The following is an 11,965-nucleotide window of genomic DNA, read 5'->3' on the forward strand; positions in this document are numbered from 1 at the left end:
GTGACGATCTCGAGCTACGTACGTGACGGACTCACCTTCGACGTGATCGACTCGGGCCCCGCCGACGGCGACCCGGTCGTGCTCCTGCACGGCTTCCCGGAGCGGGCGACCTGCTGGCGCGAGGTGTCGCCGATCCTGCACGAGGCCGGCTTCCGCACGCTCGCCCCGGACCAGCGCGGCTACTCGCCCGGCGCCCGGCCGCGTACGCGCCTGGGCTACGGCGCCGGCGAGCTCGTCGAGGACGTGGTGGCGCTGATCGACGAGATCGGGCGTCCGGTCCACCTGGCCGGTCACGACTGGGGGAGTGCGGTCGGCTGGGGAGTGGCGGCCAAACGGCCCGACCTGGTGCGCAGCTGGACCGCGATGTCGGTCCCGCACCCGGTCCCGTTCGCGCGCTCCATGAAGGGTCCGCAGCGGCGCAAGTCGGCCTACATGGCCTACTTCAACATCCCCTTCCTTCCCGAGCTGGTCTCCGGGCGCGACGGCCGGATGGAGCGGATGATGCGGGGGAGCGGCTGGACCGACGCGGACGTCGAGCGCTTCCGTGAGGAGATCGTCGACTACGGCGCGCTCCCGGGCGGGCTCGGCTGGTACCGCGCCCTCTTCCTGGCCCCGCGCGTCGGCCGGGTCTCGGTCCCGACGACCATGCTCTGGAGCGACCGCGACGTCGCCATCGGCCGCACCGCGCTGGAGGGCAACGAGAACTCCGTCACCGGCCCCTACGAGTTCATCGAGCTCCCCGGCGTCAGTCACTGGATCCCTACCAAGGCGCCCGAGGCCGCAGCCGCGGCGATCCTCGGCAGCATCACGATGGCGTCCTAGCCAGCCCCACCGACGCTCGGGGAGGTTGCCCGAGGCGCGGTGTCGCGCGTTGCGATCGCAGCGCCGATGCCGCCGATCGCGGCACGGATCATGTCACCGTACGGCCCCAATGGAAGTGCGTCCGCACCCTCCTCGGCGCGCCCGATGTGCTCGGTGGCCGCTTCGAAGGCGCCCAGCCGACGGAGGTTGTCGGCGATGTTGAGGTGCAGGCTCGGGTAGAAGCCTGCGACCTGCAGGCTCGCCTCGTGCTCCTGCGCCCGTTGGTCGGTGAGGGCGTCGGCGGCGTCAAGGGCACGTACGTCCCAGATCAGCGCCACGGCCGCGTCCGTGTAGAGGTCGGCGAGATAGTGGGCGAGCACGCACCGGTGGAGCGGATCTCCCGATACCCCGAGGTCGGCCCAGATCGCGAGCAGGTCGTCCCGTGCCCTGGTCACGTCACCCTCGCGGCCGAGCGTCACGGCAGCGGTGATGGCATCCATCGTCGGATCAACAGCGGGCATTGCAGTCATGTCGCGAGCCTGAGGCTTCGACCGGCCTGAAGGTCAAGCAGTTGAGTACGCAGGCTCATCACGCCGCGCTCCAGGTCGGCAAGACTCGTCGCATGCTCGCTTTCGACCGACCGATCCTGACGCCGCGCCGCGTCAGGCGGGCGCCCTGGGCCGGCGTCGCCACCGTGCTGGCATCGGGCGTGGCGATCGTCGCGCTCGGGAACCTGGTGTCCAACTGGTTGGACGTCTACCTGGTCTTCTTCGGCGACCAGCCGCAGGTGCTGCCTGCGAACGTGGCGGCATATCGGGTCTGGGGCACGATCCTGGCCGTCGCCCTGGTGGCAGGTGTGGTGACCCACCTGCTCAACCGCCGCCGTCGAGTTCTCGGGACGGTCTGGCAGGCGCTGCTGGTCGTCGGCGGAGCCGCGATCCTCGTGCTCTGCTACATCCCCGGGGCGGTCGACCTGCCGGAGCCGGAACGCGACCAGGACGGCTACGGCGCCCCGCCCTGCTACTCCGGCGGCGACAACGACGAGTGCGTCGGAGGCTGACGCTGTGGCCGGCCGTCAGGTGCGGTCGTGGAGCGTGATCTGGTAGCCGTCGGGGTCGGCGAAGGTGAAGGTCCGGCCGAAGGGGCCGTCGATCGGAGCGGTCACGATGGTGTGGCCGTCGGCGACGAGGCTGTCGTGGATGGCCTGCACCTCGGTGGCGTGGAGCCAGATGGCGGCGCCGATGCCGGGCTGGGCGACGGACTCGAGGTCGGTGCCGGGGATCACCTCGCGGAGAGCGAATGCGATCGGCTTCGTCTCGAAGACGACAGCGTGCGGAGGCCCGGCCGGCGAGCGGACGAGGCCGAGATAGTGCTCGTAGAACGCCTGCGAGGCGTCGAGATCGCGGGCCTGCAGCGAGATGAAGTCGGGGCCGGTGACGGGCATGATGGTCTCCTCAGGGTTGTGTCAGTTTTCTGACACAAGGAACGTATGTCAGGATGCTGACATGAGTCAAGACGGCGTCGACCTGGACAAGTCGCTCGGCTACCTGCTGAAGGAGGCCTCGAGCGCCCTCCGCGCCGCCATGGAGGAGGTGCTGCGACCACTGGGCATGAGCATCACCCACTACGCCTGCCTGGAGCTGCTGGCCCAGCGCCCCGGCCTGTCGAACTCCGAGCTCGCCCGTGGCGCCTTCGTGACGCGACAGACGATGAACGTCCTGCTCCGGTCCCTCGAGAGGGAAGGCGATGTCACCAGGCCTGCGGAGGCACCCGTCGGAAAGGTCCTGCCGACACGGCTGACCCCACGCGGCCGACAACGGCTCGAGAAGGCGACCGCGGCGGTGCGGTCCGTCGAGGTCAGGATGCTCGCCGATATGACGCCGGCCGATCAGGCCGAGGCGTTCCGGATCCTGCAGGGGATGATCCGCTCGTTGCGGGGTCCGTCGGCCTCCGGGTGACCGTGGTCATCGGTTCGAAGGGCCGGCCTACGTACGCCTGGTGAAGCGAATGTCGCCGTTGGGGAGGCGTTCGTGGAGGTAGGTGGGGTCGTGGGCGCGGTGGTGGTGATGGCTGCAGAGGAGTGCGACGTTGGACAGGTCGGTGGCGCCGCCTTGGGCCCATTCGATCCAGTGGTGGGCTTCGGCCCAGGTGCCGGGGATGTCGCAGCCTTCGGCCTCGCAGGTGGCGGATCTGAGGAGGAGGGCGCGGCGTTGGGCGGCGGTGAAGAGGCGTTCCTTGCGGCCCAGGTCGAGGACTTCGGAGTTGCTGCCGAGGACGGCGGGGATGATGCCAGCGGTGCAGGCCAGGCGCCGGGCTTCGGCGGCGGTGATCGGGCTGCCACCGAGGACCTGGGCGATGCCGGCTTCGGTACGGAGCTGGTCGAGGTCGATGGTCACGATCACGGTGGTGGCGTCCCCGCCGTGGATCGGCAGCCGGGCTGGGTCGAGGGTCTCGAGGAGCTGGCAGAACGCGAGGCCGAGCCGACGGGCGTAGGGCAGGTAGTCGCCGGTCTCGGTGCGGGTGCCGTCCTCGCGGCGGGGTGAGGCGAAGGCTTCCAGGTTGGTGGCGAGCCGGTCCGCTGCCGCGTCCGGGACCACGGCCGCGATCCGGGTGGTGCCGTCCCCGAGGCGGCGCATGCTCAGCCGGGTCTTCTTCCGGGCGTGGGCGTCTTCGGCGGCGAGGCGTCGAGCTTCTTCGGCCTCGGCGATCTCGGGGGCGATGACCTCCAGGATCCGCCGTCCCAGGCGGCGCAGCTGGGTGGGGTCGAACTGGGTGGCGTAGGCGAGGAGGGTCTCTTCGGCCTTGGTCTTGATCTCGACATCGAGGTCGGCCGGGAGCTCGTCGAGGGCCGCGACGATCACGGCGGCTTGGGCGGGGTTACATCGACCACTGCGCATCGCGGCCGCGACCAGGCCGTAGGACCGGTCCAGTGCGGTAGCGAGTCGGAGGTCGGCCCGCAGGGCCTCGGGGCGTTGATGGGTGTGGTGATGAAGCCAGGCCGCCACATCCCGTGCGGCAGACTCGGCGGCGACATCGTCAGCGGTCGCGAGCACGCGGAGCTCGAGCTCGGCCAGCTGCGCCTTCGCGCGGGCGATCTGGACCAGGGTGGTGGCCTTCTGGTCGGTGCCCATGAACGCCGGGGTCGCCTCCGCAACCTGGTCCAGAGCGGCCGTGATGCCGACGACGGCCTCGAGGACGGGGTGTTGGGGCTGTTGCAGCGTGGTCATCGAAGCGGTCACCTCCCGACGTACGAACTCAAGGATCTGCCCGCGCAGATCCGCCTGGTTCGCTGGTCTCGGAGGCCCGGCAGTACGGGCTATTACTTACCCTCGCAGCTCAGCGTTCACGCCCCTGGTTCCCCTGGAATACCCGCACATTGAATGATCGGGGCACGCCTCTTTCGAGGTGGTCGGCCTTCACGTTTACGCCTGCGCCGAGCCTACCACACAAAGCAAAATGAACCCAACCCGATCAGGGACAGGTATCCCAAACCAAACCCAGATCGCTGCTGGAACCCAGGCAAGTCAGGGAAATGGCACCCAACCCAGACACCCTGGCTTGGTAAATCTCCCAACCCAAACCCGGTATTGGCCCCACCCGTGCTGGAACCCAGACCCGAGACCAGACGGACACACACCAAGCCTCCCCACACGATCCGCGGCCAGCGCAGCGCCCTGATTCAGACCCGCCCAGCCCGCCACAGAGCCAACCCGAGCCACAGAGCCGCAGCAGCAACGAGTCCGCCCCAGGCGATCCGCAACGCGTGCGGCAAGAAATACTGGGGCAGCATGGTGACCAGGAGAGCCGCAAGCGGTACTGCGCTCCAGCGGGGGAGGGACCCCGAGCGCCAGACGGCGATCGCGACGAGCACGGCCGCGACAGCGATCAGCAGCAGCCCGATGGCGAAGACGGTCATCGCGGTCGGATCGAGGCGGAAGTCGTTGCCCACGTCGGTCAGGCTGGCGTCACCGTCGGCGACCGCGCGCTGACCGATGGCCTTGAGCCCGTAGACCTCCGCTCCGTAGTAGGAGATGGTCAGGCCGGAGCCGATGTAGCCGGTGGTCGCGGCAAGGAACGCGGTCCTCTCGTGTGGAGTGCCCTCGAGAAAGCCGCGGATCGCGCCGTAGCCGAGCGGGATCAGGACGAGGCCGACGATCGCGCTGATGTGCGCGATGCTCCAGCCGGCGGTGGTCCAGGATGCCGCGCCGTCGAGCGTCGTCTGGTCGGTGCGCGGAGCTGCGGCCTCGTAGACGGCGAAGAGGACGCCGGCGATCGCCAGGGCGATCGCGCCCAGGCGCGTGCGGTGGACGGGGGAGACGTGGGGAGAGGCGTGGGGGACGGTCACTGCGGAGCTCCTCGGCGGGCGCGATGAGAGCGGTGCTCTCGGTTGCGAGCGATGATGACACCGACCGGCGTGCCCCGCACACGAATTTCCCCGACCTTCACCCCTGACGATCCGATCGCCGCGATAGCAAGCCCGATAGGCCGAAGCGCTATCGCACAGCCTGGTTGCGAGCCGCGATACCGCACAGACAACCGCCACGAGAAGAGGGGCTCCGGCGAACGCCGAAGCCCCTCCGGGATCCGCTCGAGGTCAGGACGCCGCGAACGTACGTCCGATCTTGAGCGCCTGCTCGGTGGCGCCTCCGAAGACGAACTCGAAGCGCTTGGCGGTGGTGAAGTAGCGATGGGCCTCGCCGTCGAGGTCGATGCCGACACCGCCGTGCACGTGGACGGTGGTGTGGGCGAGGCGGTGGGCGGCGTCGGCAGCCCAGAGCTTGGCGACCGCGACCTGTTCGGCGGCAGGCAGCCCGGAGGAGACCCGCCAGACGGCCTGCCAGAGGGTGAGCCGCTGGGCGAGTACGTCGATGAACCCGTCGGCCAGGCGCTGCGAGACCGCCTGGAAGGTACCGATGGCGCGGCCGAACTGCTCCCGGGTCTTGGCGTAGGAGGAGGTGAGCTCGAGGGCGCCCTCGGTGACGCCCAGCAGCTCGGCGGCAGCGGTGACGGTCAGGAGCTCACCCAGCCGGTCCGCAGCAGAGGCGTCGCCGATCCGGCGGGCAGGCGCCGATGAGAACGAGACCAATGCTGTGACGTCTCCGTCGCTGGTGTGCTGAGCCTGGCGGTCGACGCCGGCGGCCGACGCCTCCACCAGGAAGACCCCGACGGTGCCGTCCGGCACCGAGGCGGTGACCAGGAACGCGTCGGCGATCATCCCGGCTCTGACCAGCGTCTTAACGCCCGTGATCGTGTCGCCCGCGGCGATGACGGTGGGGGAGTCGGGCAGATGGGAGTGCTCCTCGGCGACCGCGGCGGCGAGCACACGAGACCCGTCGGCAACGCCGGTCAGCGCGTCCGCGGCGGTCTCCGAGAGGAGCAGCCCGCAGGGCCCGTGCACGGCGAGCGGCACCGGCGCGACGCGTCGCCCGGCCTCGACGAGCACCCGGCACAGCTCGACGAGCCCGAGCCCGGCACCGTCATGAGCCTCGGGAAGATGGAGCCCCAGCAGCCCGGCCTCGCCGAGCGCGGACCAGAGGTCGGGGTCGAAGCGGCCGCGGTCGCCGGCGTCCGCCTCGGCCGTACGCAGCCGCTCGAGCGAGGTGGCGTCGCCGATGATCTTCGCCGCGAGCTCCGCGGCGTCGTCGGATTCGGTGGTGAAGGAGAAGTCCATGAGGTGTCCTCGGGGGTCGGGGTGGTCAGCGCTTGGCGGCGGGGAGGCCGAGGCCCACGTAGCCGATGATGTCTCGCTGGATCTCGTTGGTGCCGCCGCCGAAGGTCATGACCAGCGATGAGCGGTGGAACCGCTCCAGGCGGCCGGCGAGCACGGCGCCGGGGGAGTCGGCCGTCACCCCGGCGTGCGGGCCGACGATCTCCATGAGCGTCCGGTAGACCTCGGTCGCCAGCTCCGAGCCGTACACCTTGGTCGCCGACGCCTCGGCCGGCGAGAGTGCGACCCCGTGGTCGGCGTCGGAGGCGAGCTTCCAGTTGACCAGCGAGAGTGCCTCGATCCGCGCGTGCGCCCGGCCCAACGCGACCTGCACCCACTCGGAGTCGATCACCCGGCTGCCGTCGGGCACGACGGTGGTGCGTGCCCACTCCTTGACGAGCCCGAGCGAGTGCACCAGCGGCGCCGCCGAGGTGAGCGCGACCCGCTCGTGGTTGAGCTGGTTGGTCATCAGTGCCCAGCCCCCTCCGCGCTCGGAGACGAGGTTCGAGGCCGGCACGCGGACGTCGGAGTAGTAGGTCGCCGAGGTGCCGACGCCGGCGACGGTCTGGACCGGCGTATAGGAGAAACCCTCCGACGACGTCGGCACCAGGATCATCGACAGCCCCTTGTGGCGCGACGCCTCGGGCTCCGTCCGGCAGGCGAGCCAGATCCAGTCCGCGTACTGGATCAGCGAGGTCCACATCTTCTGGCCGTTGATCACCCACTCGCCGGTGCCCTCGTCGAGAACGGCGCGTGTCTGCAGCGAGGCGAGATCGGTCCCCGAGCCCGGCTCGGAGTAGCCGATCGAGAAGTGCAGCTCGCCGGCGAGGATCTTCGGCAGGAAGTACGCCTTCTGCTCCTCGGTCCCGAACCGCATGATCGTCGGGCCGACCGTGTTGAGCGTGAGATAGGGGATCGGCACCCCGGCCACGGCGGCGGCATCGGTGAAGATCAGCTGCTCCACCATGGAGCGGTCCTGGCCGCCGTACTCCTTCGGCCAGCCGATCCCGAGCCAGCCGTCCGCGCCGATCTGCCGGATGGTCGAGAGGTAGACCTCCTTGTCGGCCTCGTCCCCGAACTCACCCGACGCTCGCGCCAGCGCGGCGCGACGCTCCGGCGTGACCAACTGGGCGAAATAGGAGTTGAGCTCTGAGCGAAGTTGCTCCTGGGCGGGTGTCAAGGCCACATGCATGTGATAAAACTAGAACAGGTTCTTGTTTTTGAACAGGCCCACCAGGCTCAGACCAGCGGAAGGTACGACCATGGCCGACCCCACCACCCAGACCCGCACGCTCGACCACGGCTCCCAGCCGGAGCGCTTCGCGCGCGGTTGGCACTGCCTGGGTCTGGCCAGCGAGTTCAAGGACGGCAAGCCGCACGCGGTCGAGGCGTTCGGCGGCAAGCTGGTCGTCTGGGAGAACAGCAAGGGCGAGCTCGGCGTGCTCGACGGCTACTGCCGCCACATGGGCGGCGACCTCACCCAGGGCACCGTGAAGGGCGACGAGGTCGGCTGCCCGTTCCACGACTGGCGCTGGGGCGCCGACGGCCGCTGCAAGCAGATCCCCTACGCCCGCCGGGTCCCGCTGCGCGCCCGCACCAAGGCGTACGAGACGGTGATCCGCAACGACTCGCTGCTGATCTGGCACGACCCCGAAGGGTCGAAGGCCGACTACGACATCCTGCCGCCGGAGCTGCCCGACATCAGCAACCGCGAGGTCTACACCGACTGGATCTGGAACACCGTCCCGATCAAGGGCAGCCACTGCCGCGAGCTGATCGACAACGTGGTCGACATGGCGCACTTCTACTACGTGCACTTCGCCTTCCCGACCGACTTCCGCAACGTCTTCGAGGACCACACCGCGACGCAGTACATGGCCTCGAAGGGGCGGCCCGACGTGGCCGGCGGCTACGGCGACGCCGACATGTTCCTCAAGTCCGAGGCGACCTACTACGGCCCGGCGTACATGATCAACTGGCTCGAGGTCGACTACAAGGGCTTCGTGACCGAGGTGATCCTGATCAACTGCCACATCCCGACCGGTCCGGACTCGTTCCTCCTGCAGTACGGCATCACCGTCAAGAAGCCCGAGGGCCTCGACGACAAGACCGCCAACTTCATCGGCAAGAAGTACGCCGACATGTTCGGCGACGGGTTCCTCCAGGACGTGGCGATCTGGGAGAACAAGGCGCCGGTGCAGAACCCGCTGCTGTGCGAGGAGGACGGCCCGGTCTACCAGCTGCGCCGCTGGTACGAGCAGTTCTACGTCGACGTCGCCGACATCGAGCCGGAGATGCGTGCCCGCTTCGAGTTCGAGGTCGACACCACCAAGGCCAACGAGTTCTGGCACGAGGAGGTCGCCGAGAACCTCCGCCGGATCGAGGCGGAGAAGGCCGAAACCGAGGCCGCCGCGTCGAGCGACGCCGGGGTCAGTTGATGGCCTCGTTCGTCCCGACGTCGCAGGAGACCATCGAGGACCAGCGGCTCTACACCCAGGCCCGCCTGGTCGAGGTGGAGTGTCTCGACTGTCTCGCCCGCGTCGGGGTGAAGAAGAACAGCGAGCACCAGACCTCCGTCCAGTGGACGGCCGAGGCGCAGGCCCAGTGTCCGGACCTCGTACGCCGCAAGGCCGCCGCCGACGGCGCGCGGCTCGTCCACGCCCGCTGCCCCCGTCTGGCCGCGTCCATCGAAGCAGCCGTCGCCGACGGCCGGATCCAGATCGGAGCCGAGGATGGCTACTGACTCCTTCCTGCTGCCCGTAAGCGACGTCGTCAAGGAGACAGCCGACGCGCACTCGATCGTCTTCGAGCTCCCCGAGGACGTGAGGCACGCCTTCCAGCCCAAGCCGGGACAGTTCCTCACCGTTGCGGTGCCGAGCGACCGTGACGGTCTCGCGGCCCGCTGCTACTCGCTCTCCAGCGCGCCGGGCGACCCGCTGACCGTGACGGTCAAGCGCACCGTCGACGGCTACGCCTCCAACTGGATCTGCGACAACCTCCGCCCCGGCGACACGCTTCGCGTGCTCCCGCCGAGTGGGATCTTCACCCCCGCCGACATCGACGCCGACTTCCTGCTCTTCGCCGGCGGGTCGGGCGTCACCCCGATCATCTCGATCGCCCGGACCGCTCTGCGGGAGGGCACCGGCCGGATCGTGGTCTTCTACGCCAACCGCGACGAGCGCTCGGTGATCTTCGCCGAGGAGTGGGCGCGGCTGGCCGCCGAGCATCCGGACCGGCTCCAGGTGGTCCACTGGCTCGAGTCGGTCCAGGGGCTGCCCACCGGGGAGCAGCTGAAGGCGTTCGCGGCGGACCATCTGACGTACGACGCCTTCGTCTGTGGCCCGGCGCCGTTCATGAAGGCCACGATCGCGGCGCTCAAGGAGCTGGAGTTCCCGCGGGCACGCCGGCACCAGGAGAAGTTCGCGTCCCTGGGCGGCAACCCGTTCGGTGACGTCGCCCCGGTCGAGGAGGCCGAGGCGGAGGTCATCGAGGGCGACGGTGTCGCCCAGCAGCCGGTGACGCTGGAGATCGAGCTCGACGGCACCACGACGACGTACGACGACTGGGACCCGGGCACGCCGATGCTCGACTTCCTGGAGTCGAAGGGGGTCAAGGCGCCCTACTCCTGCCGCGAGGGCGAGTGCTCGGCGTGCGCCTTCCGGCTGCTCGAGGGCGAGGTGAAGATGGCGCGCAACGACGTGCTCGAGCAGGAGGACCTCGACGACGGGATCCGGCTCGGCTGCCAGTCGCTGCCGACCACCGACACCGTCCGCGGCACCTACTCCTGAGGCACCCGCGGGAGACACAGATCACCAACCGGTTGCCAGGTCGTCGCTCCGGGCGCGATAGTGTCGCGCTGCCCGAACCACCTCCCACCGGGTCATCCGCAGCGAACCGGATCGGCTGACCACTGGGACTCAAGCGAGGTTTCCCCCTACGTGTTCAATCGCAACTTCTACGCCGCCCAGGACGACCGACGGTTCGTCGTCGGCTATGCCCTCGACCTCGGTTTCCGGGTCTTCGACGCCTACTCGGCCCCTGGCCAGCCGCTGAGCGAGATCACCACGACGGCCTCGGCCTCGCTGCTGGCGGCTCGGCCCGCGTTCAAGCTCTACGCCCCCAACACCGGCCCCGAGCCGGTGATCACCCGGGTCGAGCTGGACGAGTCCGAGTTCGGTCCGTCGGCCTATGAGTACCAGTGCAGCGGCTGGGGTCTGATCAGCCTCAACTTCGGTGGCGTGGTCGGTCTCGGCGGCCTCGGCTGGAGCACCCTGACCACCATGGCCGAGGCCCGCGCGACCCGCTGGCACGCCGTCGAGCCGATCGGTCCCGCTCCCTCGGAGTGGAACTGGCCCGCCGTGGACGACGCTGCCGTCAAGATGTTCGAGGCGATCACCTCGATGTCCAGCACCGCCGTCGGCACCAGCCCGGTCCTGGCGGCTGCGGGACAGCTGATCAAGGACAAGGGTCTGCTCTACGAGTCCGGCGGCGGGCTGCACGCCCGGCCGGGCCTCGGCTGACGCCTGCTCGGTTGTTGATACGCCGGGCGTATCAATGCCGGGCATATCGATACTTCCCAACATCAGGTCGGCGCTCCTAGATTCTCGGGCATGGACGTCACCCGTGTAGCCAGCCGTGCCCCGGTCCGCCGCGAGCAGGTGGCGTCGTGAACGCGGTCGACGTGCACCATGTCGTCTCGGGCCGGACGGACGGTCCGGTGGTGGTGCTGTCCAACTCGCTGGGCGCCACCCACGCCATGTGGGACGAGAACCTCGACGATCTCGAGCGGCACTTCCGTGTGGTGCGCTACGACACCCGCGGACACGGCGCGTCGCCCGTGCCCGCCGGCCCCTACTCGATCGACGAGCTCGTCGACGACGTCGTCGCCCTCCTGGACCGCCTGGGTGTCGAGCGAGCCCATTTCGTCGGCCTCTCGCTCGGCGGCATGACCGGCATGCGGCTCGCCGCACGCAACCCCGACCGCGTCGACCGCCTCGTCCTCTTGTGCACCGGCGCGTACCTGGCTCCGTCCTCAGCCTGGCGCGACCGTGCGGCGACGGTCCGGACCGAGGGGGCCCAGGCCGTCGCCGAGGCGGTCGTCGCCCGCTGGTTCACCCCTGGCTTCCTCGAGACCAGCCCCGAGGTGAAGGCGTCCTGCGAGGCGATGGTGGCCGAGACTCCCGCCGAGGGGTACGCCGGTTGCTGCGAGGTCATCGCCGCCATGGACCTGCGCGACGACCTGCCCGCGATCACCGCACCGACCCTGGCCATCGCCGGTGTCGATGACCCAGCCACGCCGCCTCCCCATCTGAAGGAGATCGCGAAGACGGTCGAGGACGGCCGGCTGCTGGTGGTCCCCGACTCGGCGCATCTGGCCAGCGCCGAGCGGCCCGAGACCATCACCCCCGCGATCATCGACCACCTCCAGGGTTAACCGCGTGCGGGAGGGTGCGCGAC

General features: G+C 69.6%; 14 protein-coding genes. 8 read left to right on the forward strand and 6 right to left on the reverse strand.

Annotation, left to right across the window (positions count from 1 at the left end):
- On the forward strand, nt 1–822 hold the full coding sequence (locus HD557_RS12245) for an alpha/beta fold hydrolase (protein WP_008360088.1): 822 nt from the start codon (nt 1–3) through the stop codon (nt 820–822).
- On the opposite strand, the gene HD557_RS12250 is transcribed toward HD557_RS12245, so the two are convergent.
- Nucleotides 819–1,331: a hypothetical protein gene (locus HD557_RS12250; protein WP_008360087.1), complete on the reverse strand. Its 513-nt coding sequence runs from the start codon at nt 1,329–1,331 to the stop codon at nt 819–821. The two genes, HD557_RS12245 and HD557_RS12250, sit on opposite strands and share 4 nt — an antisense overlap.
- A 92-nt stretch (nt 1,332–1,423) precedes the next feature.
- Between HD557_RS12250 and HD557_RS12255 the strand changes: the two genes are divergently transcribed.
- Nucleotides 1,424–1,861, forward strand: coding sequence for a hypothetical protein (locus HD557_RS12255; protein ID WP_196874069.1), 438 nt, complete (start codon nt 1,424–1,426; stop codon nt 1,859–1,861).
- 15 nt (nt 1,862–1,876) lie between these two features.
- Here HD557_RS12255 and HD557_RS12260 read toward each other — a convergent pair whose 3' ends face one another.
- Nucleotides 1,877–2,245 carry a VOC family protein gene (locus HD557_RS12260; protein ID WP_196874070.1) on the reverse strand — a complete coding sequence of 123 codons (369 nt, stop codon included), beginning with the start codon at nt 2,243–2,245 and terminating at the stop codon, nt 1,877–1,879.
- A gap of 61 nt (nt 2,246–2,306) precedes the next feature.
- Here HD557_RS12260 and HD557_RS12265 point away from each other — a divergent pair, with 61 nt between their 5' ends.
- Nucleotides 2,307–2,759 carry a MarR family winged helix-turn-helix transcriptional regulator gene (locus HD557_RS12265; protein ID WP_196874071.1) on the forward strand — a complete coding sequence of 151 codons (453 nt, stop codon included), beginning with the start codon at nt 2,307–2,309 and terminating at the stop codon, nt 2,757–2,759.
- A 27-nt stretch (nt 2,760–2,786) separates the two neighbouring features.
- Here HD557_RS12265 and HD557_RS12270 read toward each other — a convergent pair whose 3' ends face one another.
- The 4 genes from HD557_RS12270 to HD557_RS12285 form a co-directional block, all read right to left on the reverse strand.
- Nucleotides 2,787–4,028, reverse strand: coding sequence for an HNH endonuclease signature motif containing protein (locus HD557_RS12270; protein ID WP_196874072.1), 1,242 nt, complete (start codon nt 4,026–4,028; stop codon nt 2,787–2,789).
- Between the two features lie 452 nt (nt 4,029–4,480).
- On the reverse strand, nt 4,481–5,146 hold the full coding sequence (locus HD557_RS12275; RefSeq protein WP_196874073.1) for a hypothetical protein: 666 nt from the start codon (nt 5,144–5,146) through the stop codon (nt 4,481–4,483).
- Nucleotides 5,147–5,395: 249 nt separating this feature from the next.
- The gene (locus tag HD557_RS12280; RefSeq protein ID WP_196874074.1) at nt 5,396–6,472 is read right to left on the reverse strand and encodes an acyl-CoA dehydrogenase family protein; all 1,077 of its coding nucleotides are present in this window, start codon (nt 6,470–6,472) and stop codon (nt 5,396–5,398) included.
- Nucleotides 6,473–6,497: 25 nt separating this feature from the next.
- The gene (locus tag HD557_RS12285) at nt 6,498–7,700 is read right to left on the reverse strand and encodes an acyl-CoA dehydrogenase family protein (RefSeq protein ID WP_196874075.1); all 1,203 of its coding nucleotides are present in this window, start codon (nt 7,698–7,700) and stop codon (nt 6,498–6,500) included.
- 70 nt (nt 7,701–7,770) lie between these two features.
- On the opposite strand from HD557_RS12285, the gene HD557_RS12290 reads away from it, so the two are divergent.
- The 5 genes from HD557_RS12290 (at nt 7,771) to pcaD (ending at nt 11,942) form a co-directional block, all read left to right on the forward strand.
- Complete coding sequence (locus HD557_RS12290) at nt 7,771–8,946, forward strand: Rieske 2Fe-2S domain-containing protein (protein WP_008360074.1); 1,176 nt, start codon at nt 7,771–7,773, stop codon at nt 8,944–8,946.
- On the forward strand, nt 8,946–9,251 hold the full coding sequence (locus tag HD557_RS12295) for a hypothetical protein (protein ID WP_008360072.1): 306 nt from the start codon (nt 8,946–8,948) through the stop codon (nt 9,249–9,251). The genes HD557_RS12290 and HD557_RS12295 overlap by 1 nt, the downstream gene beginning before the upstream one ends.
- Complete coding sequence (locus tag HD557_RS12300) at nt 9,241–10,296, forward strand: ferredoxin--NADP reductase (protein ID WP_196874076.1); 1,056 nt, start codon at nt 9,241–9,243, stop codon at nt 10,294–10,296. The genes HD557_RS12295 and HD557_RS12300 overlap by 11 nt, the downstream gene beginning before the upstream one ends.
- Before the next feature lie 150 nt (nt 10,297–10,446).
- Nucleotides 10,447–11,028, forward strand: a complete 582-nt coding sequence (locus HD557_RS12305) for a hypothetical protein (protein ID WP_196874077.1) — start codon at nt 10,447–10,449, stop codon at nt 11,026–11,028.
- A 146-nt stretch (nt 11,029–11,174) separates the two neighbouring features.
- Complete coding sequence (gene pcaD / locus HD557_RS12310) at nt 11,175–11,942, forward strand: 3-oxoadipate enol-lactonase (protein WP_196874078.1); 768 nt, start codon at nt 11,175–11,177, stop codon at nt 11,940–11,942.
- Nucleotides 11,943–11,965: the final 23 nt, after the last annotated feature.

The organism is Nocardioides luteus (assembly GCF_015752315.1).
In the GTDB taxonomy this organism is placed as follows: domain Bacteria; phylum Actinomycetota; class Actinomycetes; order Propionibacteriales; family Nocardioidaceae; genus Nocardioides.